At 60.3% G+C, this 25,918-nt stretch carries 20 protein-coding genes; 7 read left to right on the forward strand and 13 right to left on the reverse strand.

The annotated features are described in order from the left end of the window. Window positions 1-33: 33 nt before the first annotated feature. The 7 genes from RA26_RS07970 to acs all read right to left on the reverse strand — a co-directional run bounded on the left by RA26_RS07970 (window position 34) and on the right by acs (window position 8,901). Window positions 34-1,443, reverse strand: coding sequence for a 3'-5' exonuclease (locus RA26_RS07970; RefSeq protein WP_039182395.1), 1,410 nt, complete (start codon window positions 1,441-1,443; stop codon window positions 34-36). Between the two features lie 2 nt (window positions 1,444-1,445). After that, window positions 1,446-1,964 carry a hypothetical protein gene (locus tag RA26_RS07975; protein ID WP_039182398.1) on the reverse strand — a complete coding sequence of 173 codons (519 nt, stop codon included), beginning with the start codon at window positions 1,962-1,964 and terminating at the stop codon, window positions 1,446-1,448. An 86-nt stretch (window positions 1,965-2,050) separates the two neighbouring features. Next, entirely contained in the window at window positions 2,051-3,874 is a 1,824-nt protein-coding gene (locus RA26_RS07980; protein WP_039182401.1) for a DUF294 nucleotidyltransferase-like domain-containing protein, read from the reverse strand. A 106-nt stretch (window positions 3,875-3,980) separates the two neighbouring features. Then, window positions 3,981-5,765, reverse strand: a complete 1,785-nt coding sequence (locus tag RA26_RS07985; RefSeq protein WP_039182404.1) for a sodium:solute symporter family protein — start codon at window positions 5,763-5,765, stop codon at window positions 3,981-3,983. A gap of 1 nt (window position 5,766) precedes the next feature. Beyond that, entirely contained in the window at window positions 5,767-6,051 is a 285-nt protein-coding gene (locus RA26_RS07990) for a DUF4212 domain-containing protein (protein ID WP_039182407.1), read from the reverse strand. A gap of 197 nt (window positions 6,052-6,248) precedes the next feature. Beyond that, entirely contained in the window at window positions 6,249-6,932 is a 684-nt protein-coding gene (locus RA26_RS07995; protein ID WP_039182410.1) for an adenylate kinase, read from the reverse strand. Between the two features lie 7 nt (window positions 6,933-6,939). Further along, a complete protein-coding gene (acs, locus tag RA26_RS08000) occupies window positions 6,940-8,901 on the reverse strand; it encodes an acetate--CoA ligase (protein ID WP_039182413.1) in 1,962 nt (653 codons plus the stop codon). A 494-nt stretch (window positions 8,902-9,395) separates the two neighbouring features. On the opposite strand from acs, the gene RA26_RS08005 reads away from it, so the two are divergent. The 3 genes from RA26_RS08005 (at window position 9,396) to RA26_RS08015 (ending at window position 12,555) form a co-directional block, all read left to right on the forward strand. After that, a complete protein-coding gene (locus RA26_RS08005; RefSeq protein ID WP_039182416.1) occupies window positions 9,396-10,412 on the forward strand; it encodes a C4-dicarboxylate TRAP transporter substrate-binding protein in 1,017 nt (338 codons plus the stop codon). An 83-nt stretch (window positions 10,413-10,495) separates the two neighbouring features. Continuing rightward, window positions 10,496-11,146 (forward strand): TRAP transporter small permease subunit, encoded by a 651-nt coding sequence (locus RA26_RS08010; RefSeq protein ID WP_039182420.1) that lies wholly within the window; start codon window positions 10,496-10,498, stop codon window positions 11,144-11,146. Window positions 11,147-11,151: 5 nt separating this feature from the next. Then, on the forward strand, window positions 11,152-12,555 hold the full coding sequence (locus tag RA26_RS08015; protein ID WP_039182433.1) for a TRAP transporter large permease: 1,404 nt from the start codon (window positions 11,152-11,154) through the stop codon (window positions 12,553-12,555). 511 nt (window positions 12,556-13,066) lie between these two features. Here RA26_RS08015 and RA26_RS08020 read toward each other — a convergent pair. From RA26_RS08020 to RA26_RS08035, 4 genes are all read right to left on the reverse strand, one after another. Further along, window positions 13,067-13,483, reverse strand: coding sequence for a hypothetical protein (locus tag RA26_RS08020; RefSeq protein WP_039182436.1), 417 nt, complete (start codon window positions 13,481-13,483; stop codon window positions 13,067-13,069). 83 nt (window positions 13,484-13,566) lie between these two features. After that, complete coding sequence (locus RA26_RS08025) at window positions 13,567-13,944, reverse strand: hypothetical protein (RefSeq protein ID WP_052272342.1); 378 nt, start codon at window positions 13,942-13,944, stop codon at window positions 13,567-13,569. A gap of 503 nt (window positions 13,945-14,447) precedes the next feature. Continuing rightward, on the reverse strand, window positions 14,448-15,584 hold the full coding sequence (locus RA26_RS08030; protein ID WP_039182439.1) for an acyl-CoA dehydrogenase family protein: 1,137 nt from the start codon (window positions 15,582-15,584) through the stop codon (window positions 14,448-14,450). Next, window positions 15,574-16,743: a CaiB/BaiF CoA transferase family protein gene (locus RA26_RS08035; protein WP_039183350.1), complete on the reverse strand. Its 1,170-nt coding sequence runs from the start codon at window positions 16,741-16,743 to the stop codon at window positions 15,574-15,576. The genes RA26_RS08030 and RA26_RS08035 overlap by 11 nt, the downstream gene beginning before the upstream one ends. Before the next feature lie 115 nt (window positions 16,744-16,858). On the opposite strand from RA26_RS08035, the gene RA26_RS08040 reads away from it, so the two are divergent. Next, entirely contained in the window at window positions 16,859-17,773 is a 915-nt protein-coding gene (locus tag RA26_RS08040) for a LysR family transcriptional regulator (RefSeq protein ID WP_039182441.1), read from the forward strand. Window positions 17,774-17,800: 27 nt separating this feature from the next. Here RA26_RS08040 and RA26_RS08045 read toward each other — a convergent pair whose 3' ends face one another. After that, window positions 17,801-18,478 (reverse strand): NYN domain-containing protein, encoded by a 678-nt coding sequence (locus tag RA26_RS08045; protein ID WP_039182444.1) that lies wholly within the window; start codon window positions 18,476-18,478, stop codon window positions 17,801-17,803. 343 nt (window positions 18,479-18,821) lie between these two features. On the opposite strand from RA26_RS08045, the gene RA26_RS08050 reads away from it, so the two are divergent. The 3 genes from RA26_RS08050 to RA26_RS08060 all read left to right on the forward strand — a co-directional run bounded on the left by RA26_RS08050 (window position 18,822) and on the right by RA26_RS08060 (window position 25,070). After that, window positions 18,822-19,337, forward strand: a complete 516-nt coding sequence (locus RA26_RS08050; RefSeq protein WP_039182447.1) for a hypothetical protein — start codon at window positions 18,822-18,824, stop codon at window positions 19,335-19,337. Between the two features lie 274 nt (window positions 19,338-19,611). Next, the gene (locus RA26_RS08055; protein ID WP_206540428.1) at window positions 19,612-22,455 is read left to right on the forward strand and encodes a hypothetical protein; all 2,844 of its coding nucleotides are present in this window, start codon (window positions 19,612-19,614) and stop codon (window positions 22,453-22,455) included. Further along, window positions 22,452-25,070, forward strand: coding sequence for a hypothetical protein (locus RA26_RS08060; RefSeq protein ID WP_052272346.1), 2,619 nt, complete (start codon window positions 22,452-22,454; stop codon window positions 25,068-25,070). The genes RA26_RS08055 and RA26_RS08060 overlap by 4 nt, the downstream gene beginning before the upstream one ends. 433 nt (window positions 25,071-25,503) lie before the next feature. On the opposite strand, the gene RA26_RS08065 is transcribed toward RA26_RS08060, so the two are convergent. Continuing rightward, entirely contained in the window at window positions 25,504-25,731 is a 228-nt protein-coding gene (locus tag RA26_RS08065) for a hypothetical protein (RefSeq protein WP_052272347.1), read from the reverse strand. Window positions 25,732-25,918: the final 187 nt, after the last annotated feature.

Below are 25,918 nucleotides of genomic sequence, written 5' to 3' on the forward strand. Positions count from 1 at the left end.
AGTGACCTGCCACGCATGGCACAGATTGTCTACCTAGTTCATGTCTTCAATGAGGCGGCTGTGTTTGCGGGTTTCCTCCAGCACCGCGCCAAAGGTATTGAGCCCGCGTGCCTCCAGCATCGGCAGCATCTTGCAGAGCACTTCGGCGGTGGCGCGGGCATCCCCCATGGCTGTGTGGCGCAGGGCTGGCGGGATGGTGACATCGAGGCGGTCGCACAAGGCGTCGAGCGTATGTTTCTGGGACGCGCCGAACAGCACCGCGCTCAGCAGCACCGTGTCCAGCACCGGCTGGTCCCAGGTGACACCGGTGCGTTTGGCGTGGCGGTGCAGGAACGCCATATCAAAGGGCGCATTGTGGGCCACGATCACCGCGTCGGAGGCAAAACGGTGGAAATGGCGGGCGGCGCTGGCGATGCCCGGGCGTCCCCGCACCATGGTATCGGTGATGCCATGCACCTTGGTCGAGGAGGCCGGAATGGGACAGCCCGGATTCACCAGGGTTTCAAAGGCCTCGCTTTCGATGATCCGGCCCCGCACGACGCGCAGGGCGCCGATCTGCACGATCTCATCCTTATGCGGCAACAGGCCGGTTGTTTCAGTGTCGAACACCACGTAGCTCAGGTTGCCGAGCTTGCGCCCGTTCAGCTCTGCATGCTCGGCGTCCAGCAGTGCAAAGTCATAAACCAGCGGGCGGGCATCCTCGGGCGCCAGGCCTGCATGGGCGCCCTCGAACAGGATGATATAGCCCGGTGCGCCGCCCAGCGGCTTCAGGCGCAGGTCGAACACCTGGGCACCGCTGGCGCTTTTGACTTCGGCCTGCACCTCCATTCCGCTGCGCACCAGCCGCCCATAGGCCGCCTCCAGCCCGGTCAGATCCAGATAATCGGACAGCGGCGCATTCAGGCGCGGCGGTGCTTCCTGCGCCAGCACGGCAGCGGCCTGGCCGTCATAGAGCACGATCTGATGCGCCGGGCTGGCCATCACGGTGGCGACGGGGATGTCGGTCAGCAGCGCTGCCAGCCGGGTCTTCTCAGCTTCCAGATGCTCGGTCTCGCGGGCGATGGCCTCTGCGGCGTTCATGGCAGAGGCGCCGAGCTGGCCTGCCAGGCCCTGGGCCGCTGCGGCAAGATCGCCCAGGTAGCGGGCGCCGTGGGTATCAAGCTCTTTGCTCACCCCGGCATGGGCGCGGGCGCGCATGCCCGCAGCCAGGCGTTCGATCGGCTTGGCGACGTTTTCGTCGAACAGCAGCCAGACCCCGGCACAGAGGCCGAGAATGGCAAAAGTGCTGAGCAGGCCGGAGAAGATGAAGGCATCTGACAGCTCTGGCTGCTCTGCGCGGCTGTAGCCGGCCCAAAGCGCGCCTGCGGTCACGGCGATGCCGCCAAGCGCCAGCAGGCAGAAGAACAGGAAGATCCGCAGCCGAAGTGACAGGCGTTTGTGCATGGCTATCCTCCGCAGGCGGTGGTCAGGATGGCATCATCCGCATCGGCTGCAACCCAGTCCAGCCCCTTGGGCAGGCCGTCACCGGAAAAGGCGGCTGTGCCGCCGGCCAGCGCCCGCCGCCACTTGCCGCAATCCAGCACCGCGGCCTGTTTGCTGACCGGCGCCCAGCGGCCGAAGAAATAGAGATCCGCCAGGAAAACCTGCGGGTGCGCGGTGTGGCTTTTCATCGTTGCGGTGTCGACCGCGGCGAAGCGGTCCACATAGGGCACCACCTGGGTCCAGGGGCGGTAGAGGCTGCGGTTCTCGATGGTTTCAGCCACTGCCAATCCTCGGGGCAGGGCGGCCTTGGTGCGGCTGTACCAGCCGTATTCGGACGCGATGGTAACCCCGATCATCGCCAGCCCCGCCGCCACCGGCGCGAACCAGCGCGGCAGCCGGCCTTTCAATGTCCGGTTCAAGAGCATCACCACGCCGGCGGCGGCAATGCCCGCAAAGATTACCGCAATCAGTTCCAGAAACATCCGATCTCCTCGTAGGCCCAAGGCCTCTTCTTCTTTGTTCAAGTACTCGCGCCGCAGGCTCCGGCGCTAGCGGCCGGACTCTGGTGTCAGCTTAACATGCCTTTGCCGTGCCCGGCTGCCGATTGCATTGTCTTTACGACAACAAATGCGTCGCGCAGATGACTTCGCTCAAAGTCCGACAGATCCGAAGGCGCCAGATAATTGTCCGGCGCCTGGCTGCCTCGGATCTGTGCCGCCTGATGCTCCAGCCGGGTCTGGGCGACCAGGTCGTAGGCGTCCAGCAGGTCGCGGGCGCCGGAGGGGCTGAGCACGCCTGCGGCCTCTGCCGCCTCCAGCCGGGCGCGGGTGTTCACCTCCGCCAGTTGCCCTTGCAGCGCGTAGATGCGGCCCAGATCCACCACCGGCACCACGCCGTTGTGTTTCATGTCCAGCGTATTGCGATGTTCGCCCGAGCGGATGGTGGCGAGCCCGCGCAGCAGCCCCAAGGGCGGCGTGTGTTTCAGCGAGTTGGCGGTCATGTGGGCGGTGAAGATCGAATTGGCACTGGCGGCCTTCAGGGTTTCGTGGTGCAGATGCGCAAACAAGGCGGCATCGCCGCCGATCGGGCGCAGGTCGAACATCACCGAGGCCAGCATCTGCGCCTCAGGATTCGGCTTGGCGATCCAGCCGCGGAAATAGTCGCGCCAGACGCGCAGCGGCTGCCGCCAGCGCGGGTTGGAGGCCATCATGTCGCCGGGGCAATAGACGTAGCCGCAGGTATTCAGCCCGTCGCAGACAAACGCCGCAAGCTGTTCGAAATAGGCGTTGTCTTCCGGCTTCAGGTCATCGGACAGGGTCAGGCAGTTGTCCTGGTCGGAGACGCCGGTCTGCTCGCGCCTGCCTTGAGAACCGCAGGCCAGCCACAGGTAGGGCACCGGCGGGGCGCCCAGTTGCTCCTCGGCCAGTGCCAGCAGGCGGCGGGTGACGGTGTCGGCGATGTCTGTGATCAGCCGTGTCACAACCTCATGCCGGTTGCCGCCCGCCACCAGCTGCACCAGCAAGCGGGGGATCTCGGCGGTGACTTTTGCCATCTCCTCAGCTGACCCGGCGCGGGCGATGCTGGAGACCATCTCGCCGGAGCTGACGGCCTGAAACCGGGTGAGGTCGGTTTGGGTGACGATGCCCGCGAGCTTGCCTGCCTCAACCACCGGGATATGGCCGATGCCGTGCTCCATCATCATGTGCAGCACGTCGGAGCCGATGGCGGAGGGCGCCAGTGTCAGCGGGTTCGGGGTCATCACCGTGCTGACCGGGGTCGAAATGGGTTTTCCGGCGGCGAGGATCTTGGCCGTGAGGTCGCGGGTGGTGAGGATACCTTGCAAGCTGTCCCCGTCGGTTACGCAGATGGAGGAGATGCGGCGGTCGCGCATCAGCTGCGCCGCACCTTGGCAGGTGAGGCCGCTGGAGCAGGTGACCGGGTCGCGCGCCATGATGGTTGCCACACGGGTGGTGGCAAGGCTGGTGCTCTCCCGGCTTCCGGGGCGGCGGCGGTCGAAGAACTTGGCTACTTTGGGCTGGCTTGCCATCAGGGCGTGGAAGTCCGCCTTGGGCAGCAGCAGCAGGATTGTGTCCGTGGTGGTTCGCGCCGATGTCACCGCCCGGCCGCTGCGGGTCAGGCCGCGCTCGCCAAAGGAGTTACGGGGGCCGAGGATGGAAACGGGGATGCCGTTTTCGTCGGTCACTTCCACCTCGCCGGTGTGGACCAGGTAGAGGCCCTGCAGCTCCTCGTTCAGCGCATAGATTGGATTGCCGGCAGCGGCCTCGATCTGGCGGAACTTGGGTGCCAGCTCCTGCAGCAGCGCGGGTTCCAGGCTGTCGTAAGGGTGGACCGATGTCAGGAAGCGGAGCAGCGCGGCTTCAGAGAGGGGCATGGGGATACCTGCATGAGATCAGGAAAAAATGGCCCCGTCAGTGAAACACCGGACGGGACCATGAGGGAAGAGGCGGGCCGCTGGGAGGCAGCCCGCCCAGGGGAGGTCAGTGGTCCTGTGCAGCACCTGCGCCGCGCGGGATGCGGACGCTTTCCACCAGCTCCTCGATCTCGGCCGGGATGGCCTCGCTCGACTTGGAGACGATGAAAGCAACTGCAAAGTTCACCATCGCGCCAACCGCACCGAAGGAGGTGGATTTGATAGTGCCCAGCAGCGGATCCGCATCGGTGAAGGAGTTGGTGCCCGGGATGAACAGCCAGCCCTTGTGCAGGAAGATGTAGACCAGGGTCACGATCAGGCCTGCCAGCATGCCGGCCACGGCGCCCTTGTTGTTCACCTTGGTGAAGATGCCCATCATCAGCGCCGGGAAGATCGAGGCGGCTGCCAGGCCAAAGGCCAGCGCCACGGTCTGCGCGGCAAAGCCCGGCGGGTTCAGACCCAGGTAGGTTGCCACCGCGATGGCTACGGCCATGGCGATACGGGCTGACAGCAGCTCGCCTTTTTCCGAGATGTTCGGGTTGATCGAGCCCTTGATCAGGTCGTGCGACACAGCCGAGGAGATCGCCAGCAGCAGGCCCGCAGCGGTGGACAGCGCAGCCGCCAGGCCGCCTGCGGCCACCAGACCGATCACCCAGCCCGGCAGGTTGGCAATCTCAGGATTGGCCAGAACCAGGATGTCGCGGTTGAAGTTGGTCAGCTCATTGCCGGCCCAGCCGTTGGCTTCGGCGGCGGCCTGCAGATCGGCGTTCTTGTCGTTGTAGTACTGGATCGCACCGTCGCCGTTCTTGTCTTCCCAGCCCAGGAGGCCGGTTTGCTGCCAGGTCGCCATCCAGTCGTACTTGGGATCTTCTTCGATCTGCTGCACGGTGACGGCGCCGCCTTCGATGCCGCCGTTCGGCCACATCATTTCAGTGATGTTCAGGCGGGCCATGGCACCAACTGCCGGAGCGGTCAGGTACAGGAGCGCGATGAACACCAGCGCCCAGCCGGCCGACCAGCGGGCATCAGCCACTTTCGGAACGGTGAAGAAGCGCATGATCACGTGCGGCAGACCCGCGGTGCCGATCATCAGCGACAGGGTGAAGAGCACCATGTTGAAGGTATCGGCGTGATGCGCGGTGTACTCGTTGAAGCCGAGCTCGGTCACGATGGCGTCCAGCTTGGCCAGCAGCGGCTCGCCGCTCGCGGCGTGGTCGCCGAACAGGCCGAGCGCCGGGATCGGGTTGCCGGTCAGCTGCAGCGAGATGAAGATGGCCGGGATGGTGTAGGCCATGATCAGAACGCAGTACTGGGCCACCTGGGTGTAGGTCACGCCCTTCATGCCGCCGAACACGGCGTAGGCGAACACCACACAGGCGCCGATCAGCAGGCCTGCGGTGTTGGAAACCTCCAGGAAGCGGCCGAAGGCCACGCCGACGCCGGTCATCTGGCCGATCACGTAAGTGGTCGAGGCGACGATCAGGCAGATCACAGCCACCACGCGTGCGGTCGGGGAGTAGAACCGGTCGCCGATGAATTCGGAGACGGTGAACTTGCCGAACTTGCGCAGGTAGGGCGCAAGCAGCAGCGCCAGCAGCACGTAGCCGCCGGTCCAGCCCATCAGGAAGGTGGAGTTGTCATAGCCGGTGAAGGCAATCAGGCCCGCCATCGAAATGAAAGACGCCGCCGACATCCAGTCGGCTGCGGTTGCCATGCCGTTGGTGACAGGGTGAACACCCCGGCCCGCGGCATAGAATTCAGATGTGGAACCCGCGCGGGCCCAAATCGCGATGCCGATGTAGAGCGCGAAAGAAGCGCCCACAAACAGCAGGTTGATGGTAAACTGGTCCATCTTATTCTTCCTCCACGCCGTATTCGCGGTCCAGCTTGTTCATCCGGAACGCGTAGAAAAAGATCAGCCCCAGGAACACCAGGATTGAGCCTTGCTGGGCGAACCAGAAGCCCAGATCGCTGCCGCCTACCTTGATGCCCGCAAGCATCGGGCGCAGCAGGATGCCGAAGCCGAATGAAACAACAGCCCAGATGATCAGGCTGACGATGATGATGCGCACGTTGGCCGCCCAATAGCCTTTGTCGGCTTCGGCGGTGCTTGCCGCATTTGTGGTATGGTCCGCCATAGCGGCTCCTCCTTCTCCTCCATGTCTGCCCGGCAGTAGCGCAAGGCAGACTCTCTCTGTTTGCCTGCCGCCGGGTCAGGGCGTGCAGGCATGACTCCTCCGGTCCGGCAGATGCGTGCATCCGGCGGTGCCGATGGGTATTCCAATGTCCGGGGACGGGGTCCTGCCGGGTCAGGGCAGGCCCCGTTTCTTGGTTGTTAGCTGGTGGCCTCGGTCACGATGGCCGCCATGTCCTGGGCGATGTCGTCGATACCGCCCATGGCATCTGTGGTCTTCAGAACGTCCTTGCCGCCGTAGTAGGCAATCAGCGGCGCGGTTTGCGCGTGATAAGCCACCAGCCGGCTGGCAACGGTTTCTGCATTGTCATCGGCGCGGCGCTTCATTTCGGTGCCGCCGCATTTGTCGCATTTGCCGGCCTCGGCGGGCTGTTTGAAGCTGTCGTGGTAGCCCTCGCCGCAGCCGCCGCAGGTGTAGCGGCCTGAAATCCGCTCGACCATGGCGGCGTCGTCTACTTCGAGGCTGATCGCGGCGTTGATCTTTTGGTTGGTTTCCGCCAGCAGCCCGTCCAGCGCCTCGGCCTGAACGGTGGTGCGGGGGAAGCCGTCAAGGATCACGCCCTTGGTGCAATCGGGCTCTGCCAGGCGGTCGCGCAGGATGTTGATCACGATCTCGTCGCTGACCAGCTGGCCTGCCTCCATCACCGCCTTGGCGGCGAGGCCTGCAGGGGTGCCCGCGGCAACTGCTTCGCGCAGCAGGTCGCCGGTCGACAGCTGCACATAGCCGAATTTTTCCTCAAGCATCCGCGCCTGGGTGCCCTTGCCGGCGCCCGGAGGCCCCAGCAGGATCAGAACGGCGGGACGGGTCATGACTGCCATATTCATTGTTCAATCACCCCTTGTTCGCACGGTTTTCGATAAGGTCTTCGACCACCGACGGATCGGCGAGGGTCGAGGTGTCGCCCAAGCTGCCGAAGTCGTTCTCGGCGATCTTACGCAGGATACGGCGCATGATCTTGCCAGAGCGGGTTTTCGGCAGGCCCGGCGCCCATTGGATCACGTCCGGGCTGGCAATCGGGCCGATTTCAGTGCGGACCCAGGTGCGCAGTTCCTTCAGCAGGTCGTCCGACGGCTCGCGGTCGTTCATCAGGGTCACATAGCAGTAGATGCCCTGGCCCTTGATCTCATGCGGGTAGCCGACCACGGCGGCCTCGGCCACGGCAGCGTGGGCCACCAGTGCGCTTTCAACCTCAGCCGTGCCCATGCGGTGGCCGGAGACGTTGATCACGTCGTCGACGCGGCCGGTGATCCAGTAATCGCCATCCTCGTCGCGGCGGCAGCCGTCGCCGGTGAAGTAGTAGCCCTTGTAGTCGGAGAAATAGGTTTTCTCGAAGCGCTCATGGTCGCCCCAGACGGTGCGCATCTGGCCCGGCCAGCTGTCCTTGATGCAGAGCACGCCTTCGACGCCGTTGCCCTCGATCTCGACGCCCGACTGCGGGTCCAGCACCACTGGCTGGATGCCGAAGAAGGGCTTCATCGCCGCACCCGGTTTCATCGCATGCGCACCCGGCAGCGGGGTCATCAGATGGCCGCCGGTTTCGGTCTGCCACCAGGTGTCGACGATCGGGCATTTGCCCTTGCCGACAACCTCGTTGTACCAGGTCCAGGCTTCCGGGTTGATCGGCTCACCCACGGTGCCGAGAGTGCGCAAAGACGACAAGTCGCATTTTTCAACGAACTCAGGACCCTGGCCCATCAGCGCACGGATCGCGGTGGGGGCGGTGTAGAACTGGTTCACCTTGTGCTTTTCGCAGACCTGCCAGAAGCGGCTGGCATCCGGGAAGGTCGGCACGCCCTCGAACATCAGCGTGGTGGCGCCATTGGCCAGCGGGCCGTAGACGATATAGCTGTGGCCGGTCACCCAGCCCACGTCGGCGGTGCACCAGTAGATGTCACCGTCATGGTAATCAAAGGTGATCTCATGGGTCATCGCGGCATAAGTCAGGTAGCCGCCAGTGGTGTGGACCACGCCCTTGGGCTGGCCGGTGGAGCCGGAGGTGTAGAGGATGAACAGCGGGTCTTCGGCATTCATCTCGGCGGGCGCGCAATAGTCATCCGCTTCCAGCGCCATTTCGTTGTAGTCGTGGTCGCGCCCGTCGACCCAGGTGGTCTGGCCGCCGGTGCGCTTAACCACCAGGCATTTCACGGTGTCCTTGGTGTGCAGAAGGGCTGCATCGGCGTTCGACTTCAGAGGTGTGTTGCGGCCGCCGCGCGGCGCCTCATCAGCGGTGATCAGAACTTTGGCGTCGCAGCCGTTGATGCGGGCTGCCAGCGCGTCGGGGGAGAAGCCGGCAAAGACGATGGAATGAATGGCGCCGATGCGGGCGCAGGCCAGCATGGCATAGGCCGCTTCAGGGATCATCGGCAGGTAGATCACCACCCGGTCTCCCTTGCGGACGCCCATAGACTCTAGGATGTTGGCCATCCGGCAGGTGCGGCGGTGCAGCTCCTTATAGGAGATATGCTGGGCCTCGTCCTCGGGGCTGTCCGGCTCCCAGATGATCGCAGTCTGATCGCCGCGGGTTTCCAGGTGGCGGTCGATGCAGTTGGCGGACACGTTCAGGGTGCCGTCCGCGTACCAGTTGATCGAGACGTTGCCGAAGCTGTAGTTCACGTCCTTCACCTGGGTGAAGGGCTTGATCCAGTCGATGCGTTTGCCTTGCTCACCCCAGAACCCTTCGGGATCGGACAGCGAGGCCTCGTACATTTCCTGATATTTGGCGGCATTCACATGCGCGCGGGCAACGGTTTCGTCGGACGGCGGATAGACAGCGTCTGCGTGCAGCGCGTTCATTCGGTTTCCTCCCAGAATTTTTATTGGCAAGACAAACGACAACGCTGTGCCGTGGCTGTCAAACCGTTTCCTCCTGGGGCCAGATAATACCGCAGTCTGAAAATTTGTGAATAAAATGCCGGTATCAAAGGATTTATCTGTAAACGAATTTCAAGATTTGGGGCGTGTTTGAAAAGTAATTTGCATGCCGGCGCATACCAGCGCTTGTTTTAAGGGTTTTTTCTGTAAATTCCCGGGCGCGCTGATAGGTGCCTGCGGGGCCGCTATTGCCCCGGCAGCGGCGTCCTGCCGCAGGCTGGGGCGGCCCGAAGCCTGCGGCAAATTGTGCCGGCGGGGTGGAGAAGGCGCCAGACGCCCGGTGCGAGTCGCTGCGTCACCTTTGCCGCCGGGGGGCTTGGCAGGGCGCATCCCTGCCGCTAGCCTGAATGCCAAGCGTCCAGGCCGGATTTCCTTTTGCCGGCAGTCACAAGGGCGCAATTCGGGAGAGTTACATTATGAACAGATTTCTGACTGCCGCCGTGGCGGCTGCTGCGGGTTTTGCCATTGCAGGGGAGGCTGCGGCCACTGAGTGGAACGTGTCCCTGTGGGGTAAGCGCCGCGCCTTTACCGAGCATGTGGAGAAGTTGGCGGAGCTGGTCTCCGAGAAAACTGGCGGCGAGTTCACACTGAACATCAGCTATGGTGGTCTCAGCAAGAACAAGGAGAACCTCGACGGCATCTCCATCGGCGCCTTTGAGATGGCGCAGTTCTGCGCCGGCTACCACCGCGACAAGAACCCGACCATCACCGTGCTGGAACTGCCGTTCCTGGGCGTGAACACGCTGGAAGAAGAGGTCGCGGTCAGCCACGCGGTCTATGGCCACCCGGCGGTACAGGCGGATCTGGCGCGCTGGAACGCCAAGCTGCTGATGACTTCACCGATGCCGCAGTACAATATCGTCGGCACCGGAGAACCGCGTGATGAGCTGGCGGAGTTCAAGGACATGCGGGTGCGCGCCACCGGCGGCATCGGTCAGGCCTTCTCTGCCGTGGGTGCCGTGCCGACATCTGTGACCGCAACCGAGGCCTATAACGCGATGGAATCCGGTGTCGTCGACACTGTCGCCTTTGCCCAGCATGCGCATCTGAGCTTTGGCACTATCAACAAGGCCGACTGGTGGACCGCGAACCTGAACCCTGGCACAGTGAACTGCCCGGTGGTGGTGAACACCGATGCCTATGACGCCCTGAGCGACGCCGAGCGCGAAGCGCTGGACAGCTCGGTCGAGGAGGCGATTGCCCACTACCTGGAGAACTACGGCGCGCTCTTGACCAAATGGGACGGTGTTCTGGCCGAGAAGGGCGTCGAAAAGGTGATGATCTCCGATGATCAGCTGGCCGAGTTCCGCAAGGTGGCCGCCGACCCGATCCGCGCCAAGTGGATCGAGGATATGAGCGCCCAAGGCCTGCCTGCGCAGGAGCTCTATGATCTGGTGCAGAAAACCCTGAGCGACGTGCGCTCGGGCAGCTGAGCCTGACAGAACGGGAAAGGGGCCGGGCAGAACAGCACCGGCCCTTTCTGTCTTTGACGATACGGAAATGATGGGGGCAAGGCATGGCAGGCAGCGCGGCGGTGCTGGAGGATGGCAGCCTGATCAGCAGGCTGGACCGAAGATTGCTGAAAGCAGAGCAGCTGCTGGCACTGCTGAGCGGCTTGGCGGTGTTCTCCCTGATGATCCTGGCGGTGGTTTCGGTCGGCGGGCGCAACGCAGCCAATGCGCCCTTGCCCGGCTATGTCGACTGGATCGAGCAGATCATGCCGCTGATTGCCTTCATGGGCATCGCCTATGTGCAGCGCCAGGGCGGCCATATCCGCATGGACATCTTCATCGGCGCCCTGCGGGGCCGCGCGCTTTGGCTGTTTGAACTGGTCTCGGTTGTTCTGATCCTGCTGCTGATCCTGGCGCTGGTCTGGGGCAGCTGGTCGCATTTCCTGCGCTCCTTCGATTTCGCCGCGCCGCTGTGGAGCCGCGACAGTTCCATCGACATCGGCCTGCCGATCTGGCCCGCCAAGCTGCTGGCGCCGGTGGCGTTTGCGGTGCTCAGCTTGCGGCTGCTGCTGCAGGTCTGGGGTTACGGGCGGGCGCTGGTGCTGGGGCTGGAGGCGCCGGTAGCGGTGCCGCTGATCCAGAGCGCGGCAGAGCAGGCGGCGGCTGAAGCAGACCAGATGCAAGGCCATGACACAAATGGCAGCGGGCAGGGGTAAGGCGGATGGAACCGATTGAAATCGGCCTGTGGGTTACGGGCGGCCTGCTGGCCATGGTGGTCTTGGGGATGCGGGTGGCCTTTGCTGCCGGCCTCGCAGGGCTTGCGGGCCTCATTTGGATCTTCTGGGCCAAGTTCGGCTACGACCCGGCCCGGTTCGGAAAGGCGCTGACCATTGCGGTCAAGACCGCGGGCCAGGTGCCGCATTCCAAGGTCTCCAGCCAGGCGCTGTCACTGATCCCCACGTTCATTCTGATCGGTTATCTCGCCTATTACGCAGGCCTGACCCGCGCCCTGTTCGTGGCCGCCAAACGCTGGATTGCCTGGCTGCCGGGCGGGCTGGCGGTCTCCACCGTATTTGCCACTGCCGGCTTTGCCGCGGTGTCGGGGGCGAGCGTGGCGACCTCCGCTGTCTTTGCCCGCATCGCCATCCCGGAAATGCTGGCGATCGGCTATGACAAGCGCTTTGCCGCGGGTGTAGTCGCCGCTGGCGGCACGCTGGCGTCGCTGATCCCGCCCTCCGCCATTCTGGTGATCTATGCGATCATCGTTGAACAGGATGTGGGCAAGCTGCTGCTGGCAGGCTTCATCCCGGGCGCATTTTCGGCGGTGATCTATGGTCTGCTGATTGTGGGCATCGCAGTGGTCTTCAAATCCGTCGGCCCGCCGGTCAAGGGATTCACCTGGGGCCAGCGTTTTGCAGCGCTGCCCGGTGCGCTGCCCATCGTGCTGGTGGTCGTGATCATCATCTGCTTTGTCTACAACCCCTTTGGCGGCGACGCATGGGGCACCCCGACCGAAGGCGGTGCCATCGGCGCCTTCATCGTGTTTCTTTATGCGCTGAAGGAAGGGATGAAATGGGCTGAGCTGAAATCGGCGCTCTTGGAGACCGCCAAGCTGACGGTGATGATCTTCACCATCATCTGGGGGGTGCTGATCTATGTCCGGTTTCTGGGCTTTGCCGATCTGCCGGGGGCGTTTTCGGACTGGATCACCACGCTGGAGATGAGCCCGATGGTGATCCTGATCTGTATCCTGCTGGCCTATGCGGTGCTGGGCATGTTCATGGACGCGATTGGAATGCTGCTCTTGACCCTGCCGGTGGTCTATCCGGCTGTGATGGCGCTCAATGGCGGTGAAAGCGTTGCCGCGGCGGACAGCGCCTTTGGCATGAGCGGCACCATGTGCGCGATCTGGTTCGGTATCTTGGTGGTGAAAATGGCCGAGTTTTGCCTGATCACCCCGCCCATCGGCCTCAACTGCTTTGTGGTGGCGGGCGTGCGCGAGGATCTGAGCGTGCAGGACGTGTTCCGGGGGGTGACGCCTTTCTTCATTGCGGATGCGGTAACAATTGCGCTGTTGGTCGCCTTTCCGGGGATTGTGCTCTACCTGCCATCCTTGGCCGGGTAGGAAAGGGTGTGACAGGGATCGGCGCTCAGGGCTCACCAAAGCAGATACGCGCTTCAAACCCGCCTTCACATGATCCCTGCCTGCCAGTTCCAGCTGCCGGCCCCAAGCAAAACAGCCGTATCCCCGCCTTGGGGCGGGGCCCCGCGGCGGTTTCCCTTGATCCCGTCCCCTGGCCCCGGCTGTCTGTGCTCACGCGAAGGCGGCTCCGAAGCAGATCGGCTTGGCAGCGGGCTGCACAGCGCCTATATGGCGCGGCATGAGAGATTTTGCCCCCCTGCACCAGGCCGCGCGGTTGAGCGTGGCGCCGATGATGGATTTGTGCGACTGATTGTAGTGTGCTGATTTTGTTTGGTTTTTCAGTTCTGAATTTTGCGTGTAGCACATACGTAGCAACCGTCCCTACCTGGGCGTGAAGCTGGGCCTCACTTGTTCGAGGATGCAACATTTCTGTTTGGTCTCCAAATGAATGTGCCAGGACAGCGCGAAATGTCCCGGCCATTCTGCTAACATCTCACAGGATCTTGGCCAGAAGGACATCTGCGTCGCGGATGGCGGCCAGTTTGTCATCCAGTGCGAACTTGGCGGCTTTGAATTGTTTCCAGCGGTAGGCCAGGTTCACGTACTCGATGACCTTTTGATCCTGTTCCCAATCCAGATCCACATCTTGCGAAATCGCGGCATCGCCTTTGCCGTTGCGGATTTCATTCAGCGTTTTGCGGATTTGCTCTCCCATGAGCTCGATCAGATCTTGGTCGATGCCCACGAGGCCCTCACGCTCCCGGAGAGACCGTAAGGCTTCCAAGATGATCAGCCGAGTCGACCCTTTTGTAGTCAGACTTCCTTCGAGCCATTCTTCTGCGAGCAACCGGCCCAAAATGATCGCTTCCAACGTCAGCTTGTGAACGGCGCGTTCATTTTCGATGTCCATAGATGTCTCCTTTTTTTTGAGTTGGCGCCGCGCCAACTCTCAAGACACCAGCCCCAAAGGAGAGAGGGGCTGGCAGTGCGCCTTCAGGTTGCAAGATCGGCCTCGATCAATTTGGTCAGATCACAGTCCTGTTGCCGATAGATCGCGTCTTTCAGAGCATCGCTCAGAATGCAAAGCTCCTCGACGATGGGCGAGGCTGGGTCGATCTCGGCGAAACAGGCCGCCTCGAGCGTCTCGAAATCGTGTACGTTTTTAAGGGTTAGAAGATCGTGGAGCGCGGAAATCCCGCGTTTCATTCTTCGTGTTAGCCTTTGAGCCAACTTGATTTCGTCCAGAAGCGCCTGGGTCCGGCGCAGAGCGGGTTGGCCACCCAGGAGGACGGACGCATTTTGAAGCGCCTCGTCGTGTGAGCACATGAAATCACGCAGCTCTTTCAATGTGTAATGACTAAGGTCGAACATGGTGTTCTCCTATGCAGCGCCGCGGCGGGGTTGCTAACGGCTTCAAGAGCGGCTGTTTTTCCTTTCGACTGCGCGGTTTTCGTTTTGAGAGGCTGCTTTCTCTCAGTTCACTGCGGGGCAGGGCGTTTTTTTCGGGGTTCATACCGAAATCCCGAAAAAACAACTGCGACCGCAAGCTCAGGCAAATTGTTCAATGGAGGGCCATGTGAGCTCGGTAACTCCGCCTCGGCTTCGGATGGGTCGGCATTGCAATCCAAACCGAGCCGACCTTCGCAAACTAAATGAACCTCAATCGTGCACGGTGATTTGAAGACACCGCGCCAAACGGAGAGGATTACATGTCAGACTCTATTTGTGAAATCCTTCATGAGCATTCGCGTTTGACCGTCTACTATGACGGAGCATGCCCCTTGTGCTGATCCGAGATAGGGTTCTACTCCACGCGTCGTGGTGCCGAGGCGTTCCTGTTCGTGGATGTCTCGGACATGAGGTCCACCTGAAAGCTAACTCAGAAGTTCGCGGGCGATGATGGTTCGCTGGATCTCCGAGGATCCTTCGTAAATCCGGAAGATCCGCAAGTCGCGCAGGTAGCGTTCCAGCGGAAAGTCGCGGGTGTAGCCGTACCCGCCGTGAATCTGCAACGCCCGGTCTGCGATGCGCCAGGCCGCCTCGCTGGCGTATAGCTTGGCAAAGGCCGAGTCTGAGGAATACCGCCCACCGGTGCCGCGCTTGCGGGCGGCTTGAAGCCCCAACGCCCGCGCCGCGGCCAGTTCGGTGGCGCTGTCGGCCAGCATCCACTGCAGCCCCTGGAAACTGCCGATCGGCCGGCCGCCAACCTCGCGTTCCTTGGCATAGGACACAGCCGCACCCAGCGCGGCGCGCGCAATGCCGGTGGCTTGCGCGGCCACTTCGATACGGCCGTTGTCCAGCACCTTCATCGCGGTGCGGAACCCGGTGCCCTCGCCGCCCAGCCGGTTTTCCGCGGGCACGCGGCAGTCAAACGAGATCGGGAACACATGCCCGCCGCGCAGGCCCATGGTTTCCTCGTGTTTGCCGATTTCCACACCATCAGTCTTGCCCGGTTCCACCACAAAGGCGCTGACCCCGCGGGCGCCGACTGCGCTGTCGGTCTTGGCATAGACCACGATGAAATCGGCCTCGCCCGCGTTGGAGATGAAGCATTTGGAGCCCTTCAGCCGGTAGCCTTCGCCGTCCCGGGTGGCGGTGCTGCGCATGTCCGCAGGGTTGGAGCCAGCCATCGGTTCTGTCAGGGCGAAGGCCCCCAGCGCCTGGCCCGCCGCCGCGGCGGGCAGAACGCGCTGTTTCATCGCCTCATCCGCACCCAGAAGCAGCGAATCCGTGGCCAGGAAATGCGCCGTTAGCATCGAGGCGGTAGAGCCGCAGGCCCCCGCAATGGCCTCCACCGCGCAATAGAGCGCCGGCCCGCTGAGGCCAATGCCGCCATACGCTTCGGGCAGGTTCATCCCCATGATGCCCATCTCAGCAAGAGCCGGACGGTGCAGTGTTGCAAATGCCCCCTCGGCATCGATCGCGGCAGCGGCAGGCGCCAGCACCTCGTTTGAAAACCGCTCGATCTGGCCGATGACGGCCTGTTCTTCGCTGTTCAGATCAACGCTCATCGGGGCTCTCCCTGTTTTGCCAAAGTTGTTGCAGAATGTCCTGAGTGTGGGCGCCCAAGGCGGGCGCTGACTGGCGCCCGCCCCGCGGCGCACCGCTGAAATGCACCGGCTGCTCCGGCACCGTGACGGTGCCAAGGGCGGGGTGCTCCACCGCCGAGGCCAGCCCGCGCGCCTGCGCCTGCGGCGAGCCCCAGGCCTCGGGCACCGAACACAGGGCCGCGGCCGGAATGCTTGCTTGGGATAGAACCGCCACTGCGTCCTGCGCGCTGCGGGCCGCGGCCCAGCTTTCGATATGCTGCGCCAGCGCAGGTTCATTCTGCCGCCGCAAGGCATCGCTGGCAAAACGCGGATCCTCCGCCAGCTCCGGCGCGCCGATGGCTGCTGCGAAGCGCGCAAACAGCCGGTCGTTCAGCACTGCGACGGTGAAACTGCCATCCTCGGCCGGATAGGTGCCGAAGGGTGCCGACAGCGCGTGTTTGCTGCCCGTCCGCTTTGGCGTCTCGCCCGCCATCAGCGCCCGGCAGGCCGCCACCGGCATCATCGACACCAGCGAGTCATAAAGCGCCAGATCAACATGCCGCCCCCTGCCGCTGCGTTCCCGGTCAAACAGCGCCACCATCGCTCCGAATGCCGCGAACATGCCGCCTGCAACGTCGGCAAAGGCATCTCCTGCCATCATCGGCGGGCCGTCCTCGGCGCCGGTCATGTCCATCAGCCCGCTCATCGCCTGGATGATGATGTCATAGGCCGGCAGCATCCGGTTCGGGCCTGTCTGGCCGAACCCGGACACAGACACATAGACCAGCCGGGGACAAGCCGAGCACATTTCCTCCGCACCCAGCCCGAACCGCTCCATCACGCCGGGGCGGAAGTTTTCGACCAGCACGTCGCACTCTGCCGCCAGCGCCCGCGCCGCCGCCGCGCCGTCCTCGGATTTCAGATCCAGAACGATGGATTTCTTGCCGCGGTTCACCGATTGGAACAGCAGGCTTTCGCCGTCCCTGAATGGGCCGATGTGGCGGTAGTCATCGCCAGCGGGGGGTTCAACCTTGATCACCTCCGCGCCCAGATCGGCCATCAGCGCCGTGCAATAGGGCCCGGCCAGAACCCGGGAAAAGTCCAGAACCCGGACCCCCTCCAGCGGCCTGCGGTCTACCATTTTGTCATCTTCGTACATGAACCCACCATCAATTGCTTGCTGGAGAATAGTGGTCGGATGGATATATTCAGAAATATGGGATGCATATGGAGGGTATAGTTTTTTGAATATACCATTGAACTTTCGCCAGGTTGAGATCCTGCTGGCGGTCGCAGACACCGGAAGTACCGCCGCGGCGAGCCGCGCGCTGAACACCTCTCAGCCCTCTATTTCACTTGCGATCGCTCGCTGCGAGGAAGTGTTCGGGCAGAAGCTGTTTATCCGCATCCCCGGACGCGGGATGGAGCTGACCCCAATTGGGCAGCACAAGGTTGCCCAGCTGCGCGAATTGGAGAAACAGGCGCGCTGGGTGCTGAGCGGTGGTGAGAGCACGCCGGAGTTCCTGAATCTCGGCGTGTTTTCGACGCTCGGCCCACGCTATGCACCGCAGCTGGTGCGCCGTTTTCTGGACACCCGACCGGATGCCGAAGTGCGCATCCTCGAAGCCGATCTGGAAACGCTTTTCGATTGGCTCAGCGATGGCCGTATTGACCTTGCGCTTCTGTACGATTTCGGAATTCCGTCGGATTTTGTCATCACGCTTCTCATGACGGCGAAGCCCTACGCCCTGCTGCCGCAGGGGCACAGGCTGGCACGCCAGCCCAGCGTTTGCGCCGAGGACCTGGCGCAGGAGCCGATCATCCTGATGAACCTGCCCCGCAGCCGCGGCTATTTCCTGTCTCTGTTGCAGAATGCAAGTGTCCCGGTGCGAGTGGCCCACGAAACCAGCTCGATCGAAATGCTGCGGTCTATGGTGGCCAACGGGTTTGGCGTCGGCCTGCTGGCGACCGACCTGCCAGACGGCACGTGCTATGATGGCAGTCCGGTTATACGGGTGCCCCTCGCCGGCCGCCCGCCGCAGCATCAGATCGCCCTTGCCCATCGCGGCGCGGCGCTGAAGCGGCCAATCACCCAAGCTTTTACTGCCTTTGCCGAAGCCTATTTTAGCCCAACGCCTGCCAAGCAGAGCCCCTATCGCGGAGCGACTTAGCGCTTGTGCCTGAGACCGTTTGCGAACTCACGCTGACTCAAAAAAGCCTTCGGGACGGAAACGCACCATCGCTTCAGGGCCACGCGGGTCCAGTTCATAGAGCAACGGTCGGGCGCCCAGGTAGGCGCGCCAGCTTCGCTCAGGGTAAGTGCTGATCCGAACGCGATGTTTACTGTGCATTCTGGGGGCGAGTTCCGCGATACGCATACCGCCGCCCTTCTTGCTGTGGGCCGCAATCATTGCCCGTATCTTCAGATCAAGCGAAGTGGCAATCGTCTCTGGTTCTGGCGCACTGCTTGTGGACTTGGTCGTGGCTATTTCCACAAACCTACTGCAACATGCTCGGTAGGCACCCGGCGCCTTTGCTTCACCAATTCCGATGACCATTGCCCCGTGCTCGCGCAACCTGGTAGCGAGGTGGGTAAAATCACGGTCAGAACTCGCGATTACGAAAAACCGCATATCCCTGGAGAGAAGCAACTCCATCGCATCCAGTGCAAGCAGGATGTCCGCAGCGTTCTTGCCGGTTCCCGCATGCAGCATTCTGTAGCCGAACACATCATGCCACTTAGAAGGCTGCTGCGCATCAGAATATACTCGGACCACGGCGGGCTCTCCGTGCTCAGCGGCGATAGAAAGAATTTTTCCAGCGTGCTTTCCGCTAATATTATCTCCATCAACAAGCACCGACACTGACTGCGTCATCGCAAACTCCAAACCCAAGATAAATGAAGATAGTATAGGAAGCTAAGCGAAAAACTTGTCAACTCAAAGGAATGCTCGGCGTTGCGGGAAAATTTGATACGTGGAGGTGCTTCTCTTTCGGCCTTTTGTGCACCTTCGAGCCAGGCGCTGCGAGGGTTCGAAAGCAGCTATGAGAGGACGGACGACCAAGGCAAGAAATCCGCGCGGTTTCAACTTTGTCGATCTGCCACGTTGGTCGAATTCCATATCTGCTCTTACAGCAACATTCTTGCGGGCAAACAAGGATCAGGATAGGTAGACTTCTACCTCAAACTATTTTCAAGTAGAATAAGCAGGTTAGGCGATGGATCTTCTGGAAAGGCTTGCCGAGATAGAATGGAGGTTCTATGCAACTGTAGTCGCAGCCTTCTTGACGTTCGCACTTACGCAAATCTCTCTTTTTCTCGTCCGACGGAGTGACGCAAGGCGTCAAGTCCGCAGTCTTCAGGTAGCTTTGGCAGCTGAGCTCAGGTCCGCCGTTCAACAGAACGGAGAAGCGCAAGACCCAGAGGAGTTCAAAAAAATCATAAATATGGAGATTGCAAAGATAAACGCTTACACTTTTCCGTCGATGAGAAGAGAGATATTCGAAAAGAACTGCGATAAGATTGGCAGCCTGCCTATTAGAGTAGCCGACGCGGTAGTAGAGGCGTATGGAGCCATTGATTTATGGAACAGGTTTGCCAATCACTTGAAAACTGAAGAATTCAAATCCGCAGACGATGCTACTCAAATGGTGATGATCAAATATTTCGTTCAGGTTAACAGTGACGTTCACAGGACATCGAACATAGCTTTAGAGCAGTTAGTTCCGAACTGACGAATACGGCCATTTTCACGGGCCAATATGTTACTCGGGCGCTTCGGAAGAATTTTCGGGATGAACGGCTCCCAAACTCGAATTTCCAAAGGCAGCTTCATGTGCCTTGCAACCGTTCGTGCCCTGAGCAGCAAACTTCTGGATTCCGTCTTGTTTACCAAATGTGTTGAACGGCCCAAGGGCGCCGCTCTTGGATTGCGCGGCGGATGGCCGGTAACTGCCCGAAGTGTATAAGCAGACCAGATGCAGTGAGGCGTAGTTGGGTAGTAGCCTCTTGATTTTCCTTAACCATTGGTATCTCAAGGATTGCAAAGCTCTTGATTTAATCAAGGCATGGATGACCAAAGGGGATGATGTGCGTATTATTGATCTTAATCGCAGCGGGGCAGAGCGTTTCGAGGATGCCAACAAGGTGCTTCAGAACGAGGCCTTTGACCATTTACGTAAAATAATAACCGGGCAGCTCGATCGTTTGGAGGACAGCAGCTTCACAACCCAGTCGGGAACAGAGCTGAATTACCCCCGTCCCCACGAAGGGATTTTGATCGAAGGCGGGCGCGGAAGCGGGAAAACGACTTTTCTCTTGAACGCTTTGCATGACCTCAACAGCGCCAAGGATGGATGGGCTGCAGACCTACATAAACGGCTCCATGTGTTGCCGGTAATCGATCCAACTCTGATCGAAACCAAGGAACACATCATAATCGTCATCATTTCGCTTATCGACGCAGCGTTGGACAAGTTGACCCTGGATGCGGATCAGCAGAGTGTGGACCAAGCACGGTCTGAAATGGCAGAGGGACTGGGGCTGCTTGATGGGATCGGAAAATCTTCCCCCTATGGCGATGAATGGGAAGACCCCGCATGGATCATGAGCCGTGGGTTGCGCAAGGCGGCCAAGGGGCGAACATTCGAGATCAAGCTGCGAAAATATATCGACGAAGCTCTGAAAATTTTGAATAAGAAGGCCTTCGTTCTGGCATTCGACGATGTCGACACGAACTTTCAACACGGTCACTCCATTCTGGAAACAATTCGAAAGTACCTCGCCTCTCCGCAGCTCATTCTCATGATTTCGGGCGATCTCGAGCTTTATGGCCGCTTGGTTCGACGCAACATCTACGAGACGTTTGGCGAAGGGGTGATGAAGCATGATCCCAAGGTGATCGGCGAAGACAAGACCGGGCTCTCCGACGCCGTTCGCGAGTTGGAAGAACAATATCTGCTAAAGATCGTGCCGCCGCAGAACCGCATCGCGATGCTTCCACTTAGCGGGATCTTGCAGGCAGTCGACACCTCAGAAATGCTTGTCGACCCAATTGGGAACGAAGACCTGCAAGAACTCGTACCTTGGGCCAGCAAGAAAATTCGCCAGCAACTTCTTGAAGCCGATTCCATGGACGGCAGAGCCCAGCCGCCTCATCCGTTCTTCAACGTGATGTCGCGCGAGCACTTGCGCCTGCTCATCGGGTATCTCCGCGCGTTGGGAGACCCCGACCAAGGCGCCAGCCGCCGCGGCGTCTTTACGGTCTTCGAAACCCGGCTGCGCGCCGCAGGTTTGCAATCCGAACTGTTTTCCCATGCCACATTGGACGACTCTCTCCAAAGGGCCTTTCGGTGGCTGGTTGCTCAGGACAAGCCCACGTCGCTAATCCGGTTCGGCGTTCCGAGCGATACGGAAAAGGCGATCATACTGCACTGTTTCGCCCTGTCCATCGCCCCCAAATTGCACAAATCGCCTTCGGGATGTCTGCGCGCGCTGTTTGCACTCAACCTGCCCATTTCCATGATGCAGCGCGAGCGCTACGCGATGCCGGATGTGCGCAAGTCCATCTTCGACTTCATTTGGGAAGACGCGAGCCCAGATCTTTTGGAGGTGGCTGGACGCATCGGCTCCATCAGCCGGTCTGGAAAGGATGAGGAGGGCGCGAACATTGGCAACTTGCGGGCAAGCTCTTTCGGGTCTGTTGGCACGATGCGGGACGTGCGTGGAAATCGCCTTTCCCGATTGTTCGATTTCACATCTGAGGAGATCCAAAGAGGAGCCAAAAAGATAAAGGACGTTGAAGAGGTTGTAAAAAACCAGACCTCCGACTTCTCGAATTCGAAATGGGTTCAGAGTTTGGCAAGTCAAGAAGACAGAGCCGAGTTAAGTGCTGAAAAGGGAATCCTCTGGTTCCCGCTCGAAGACCTCGAAGCGCGCAGCGGTCAATTCAAGAACGTGCTTGGCTTGGCCACATTTGACCGTTTCAGCAGTCGAGGAGAGCAGTTCCGCTCGATTTCTGCGCTCTCACTATTCGCGGCAATCGGCGAGCTTCTGGCGCGAGATGACGTCAGCGATCTTGGCGCAATGGCACCGACCTCGACTATGCCTGCCTTTATGCCAGACGCGAAAGTGGCCCGCGAAGGGGCGATCGATGTCTCATCCACTTCTGCAAATGAGGAAGACGACAATAACGACGAGATCGAGACAGAAGACGAAAGCTCCGGATATGCCGCGTTCCTGGAAAGCTTGCAGGCTTGGCATGAATTTGCGCGGGCGAACTCGGAACATGCAGCTTTGTCGCCGGCGATGCTGGCGCGCGTTTCCGAACGAATTCACGACCAACTGATCGCGTTGGATGAAGCCGTGAAGGTGGACTGGAAGACGGGCCACATTCTTCATCGCCAGATCACAAACATTTTGCATGCTTTGCTCGCAGTCTCGTCTGGTTGGTCCGGGCGTTTCGACTCGCCGAAAACCTCTGATCGCCCCCTTGTCGAGGGCCTACAACGTGCCGCCGCAGATGATGCGCGCAGGTTCCATTCGCTGGCCGCAATTGTGATTTCCTGCCCGCTTGTCTGGGCGTTCCTCAATCCAGAAGAAACCTACAAGCAAAGTGGGACCAACCTTCAGGTTCTGCGCGTTGAGGTCGAGAAAGCCCTGACGACTTGGCAGGAGGCGCGCGGGTCCAAAGAGGCGACATTCGATCCGGAGTGGTTAAAAGCTCCGGAAATAGAAATCGCAATCGGGCGCAGCAACAAAAGCAAGTCTCAACGAACGTTAAGGCAAAATGGCTTTTTCGATGTTCTGAACGTAGTGCCTTGCTATTCACCGAAATCCGGCACCTCAAAATGATCGACGACGAGCCCGAGCAAAAAGCCCGGCTTCGCGGGTTGATTGATATTGCCAAGGCAACGCTCTCGAACGTGCATCTTGCCCAATTTCTCGAGCACGAGGCGCCGGAACGCCGGACCGCGGACCAGCTTCAATCACTATGGGGACAGCATAAAAAGCGCGATGCGCTGAAGGCGGCTCATGCAAGCGGGCGCTTTCTTCACTACCGTAAGTTGAAGCCAAAGCTGACGGACGAAGCCATCGAGAACCGCATTGCCTTGACCGCGGCGGAATTGGATCGTGAGACGCGCACAAGCCGTCGCAATATTCTTGATGACCCGTCCAAATGCCTGGTCCCGGTCCTCACCCGTCTGGGCGAAACGTTCCTTTGCGAAGGGCGCGACGGGTCTTTGCGTGTGCATACGCGGCTATTGGCCGAATGGCAGGACTTGATCCTTGTTGTTCCTCCAATGTTGATCACGGCGGCTTGGATGGCGGCGCGCCGACCAACATCATGCGAAGACCGCCAATCTCTCTCGGCAGTGAAGAGCTTTCAGAAGCGGGTACAGGGATGGCTGTGCGACAGCACTCTACCCGTGGATGACGACCCTTTCTTGGATCAGCTCTGCCGGTCGGAAGGGCTTGACGAGACGCACATGCACCTGAATGGCACCACTGAAGCGGACAAGATCTGGATCGACGCGCTACGGCGCCCCGACGCCGTTGTCGGAGCGCTGTCGCACAAGGTCGTATCGCGGGAGGGCGGCTTGCATGTTGCAATCGGGAACGGCGTTGAGCGGCTGCTTCAGCAAGAAGACCAAAATCTCTCGCCAAGGCGTCTCAGAGCTCGGGTGGAACAGGCAATTGCCCTTAAGGCCTTTCTTTTGGAAGAAGTGCTTCAAGATCGCCCGAAGGACGCTCAAGCGGCCAACATTTCTTACAAAAATGCTGTCGAGAACCGAATTGCCGAATCCCAAGTATCGAGGACAACCGCTGAAGCGCTGCATCTGATCGACATCATCGGAATGCTCGATCAACCGGAGGCCCGCGAGATGTATGGCGTGGCGTTCTACTGGTATGCTCTGCTGCGCGCACAATTCTGCCGCCTGTTGGTCCAGCAGGTTTCACAGATGGGCTTTGATCAGTTTCAACATATTACTTTGAACGAACTGCGGGAAACGACGGAAAAGGACTTCGCCGATCGGTTCCGGCAGATCGAACGAGGTGTGCAGGCGCCGGTCGATTTCCTTGAGGGGCGATTTGCTCCAAAGACGACACCAGATGCCACTGCAAAACGCCTTATGCAAATGTTGAGCGGGTATCTGGAGTTCTTGGACGAGAAACCAGACGGAACGCCGCGAAAGCATCGAAATCGCCATCTATCCGATCCCAAAAAGACCCCGATCTCACTTTCGGAACTCATTCGATTGATCCGAGTTTTTGAAAACGGTTCTGATAGCTTTCCGCCCAGTGAACGCCGATTGCGGCTGGGCTTGGTTGCGCATTTTATCAAGCGAACCGACGGGGGCGAACTGGAAAAGTTCTATCAACGGACGCAGCCTACACCAGTCTGTCGAGACGCCAGAGTGAGACGTGAAGCCGATCAGGCCGCGCGGGCTCTGGTCGTCTTGATGAAAAGCACCTCAGGTCTGTCAGAGCTTATCCGCGGAGTAGATGCCGCCAGCAACGAGAGGCACGCTGGCCCCGAGGTCTTCGCACAGGTCTTTCGCAGGATGCGGCGGGCGGGCGTGCAACGCTTTACGTATCACGTTGGAGAAGATTTCGTTCACTTGGCCTCAGGTCTTCGCGCCATCTCGGAGGCCGTTCATTTCCTGGATCTCTCCGCTGGGTGTCGCATTGGCCATGGAACCGCGGCAGGCCTGTCGCCGGACAGATGGTGGAAAGCCCAAGGCGATGCGGTCGTCCAAACCCTCGAAGATCGCTTGGATGATCTCGTCTTCGTATGGGGTCTGCTGCGACAAAAGTCTTTGCTGGCAGAGAAAATCGTCCTGATCGAGATGGAAATCCGTCGTTTGGCCATGCGGATTTGGAAAACTCCTGCTCTTACACCTGACGTTCTGCACCGTGCTTGGAAGCTGCGGCGCATTGATCCGATTGTGCGAACATATGGACGTTATGACGTGGATCCTGACCGAAACGCAGAGATCAAGATGTTTCGTGACAGCGCGGTAAAGGACCCGGACGCACATTCTCAGTTTCTTCGGCGCCATGGTATCGACGTAGAAGCAGACGTTTTGGCTCGCGCAAGGCAGCCGATCTTTGTCGAGCAGGCCTCGGATGTCTTGTCCGCGGATGTCCTGCTGGTCGTTCAATCTGCGGTTCTGGAACTGCTGCAATGCCGTAGCATCGGCATCGAAACCTTGCCCAGCAGCAACGTGCGCATCAGCATCCATGAAACCTACGACGATCACCATATCAGCAGGTGGCTGGGATATGGCAGTAACTTCTGCCCCACTTCGGTCGTTGTCGGCTCGGATGACCCAGGCATTTTCGCCACCAGCCTGCGCATGGAGTACGCCCATATAAAGCGAGCGCTGCAGGCCCATGGCGCCGGAATGCATGCCGATGCCAACCTGCAAGAGATGTGTAAAGCCTCTAAAAGGTATCGCTTTTGACGGCCAAAATCTATGTAGGCACGAGGCGAGTTCATCTTTGCTTTGAGAATGACGCGCAGATGATTTGGTGGAAACTTCGCAATGCCCGCTCCCAGCGCATCTTGTTCGTTGGTGGTTGGTGCAGCGAATGACTGGAGTCCAACCTCGGTGCATGAAGGGTGCGAACGGCTCTTTGTCGACGTTCACGGTTGTTGCAGCAAAGGTCCACTGTGAACCCGAAGTGATCGCGCACGAATTAACATGTTTTACAGATGCAGAATTGCCCGTTTCTTGCTCAGGGGCCAAACCGATTCCAAGTTCACTGATAGAGAATGACTTCGATCGAAAGCGATGTTGATTAAACTGCGACAACCCGGCATCTGTCGGTGTGTGCTGGCATTGCGCTGGCTCTCAAGTCGTCAACCCCAAGGAGACAGGAGATGACGATTTTCCGTCATGCGGCGGGATCAGTCTCGATCAATTCGATCGGATCAGTGTCCTGGTTCCGATGGATTGCTTCTTTCAGCGCATCGGCGAGTAAACAGAGTTCCTCGACGATGGGCGAGGCAGGGTCGATTTCGGTGAAACATGCTGCTTCGAGGGGCTCGAACTCGTGCACATTGCTCAGAGTTAGAAGATCATGGAGTGTGACGATCCCGCGTTTCAGTTTTTCTGTGAGCATGCGTTCGCCAGTGATGTCGTCAAGAAGGGCCTGCGTCCGGCGCAGTGCGGGTTGGGCGCCTCACTTTGAGACAGAGAAGCGGGATACAAGTTAGGTGGCCCGCTATGCTGCGCCGATTTCGCTTCGGTTTTCTGATGTTAAAGGGTGCGCATACCAGACCTGTTGAGCGCCGACGGGCCGGGGCTTT

Source organism: Leisingera sp. ANG-M7 (genome assembly GCF_000813965.1).
Lineage (GTDB): Bacteria > Pseudomonadota > Alphaproteobacteria > Rhodobacterales > Rhodobacteraceae > Leisingera.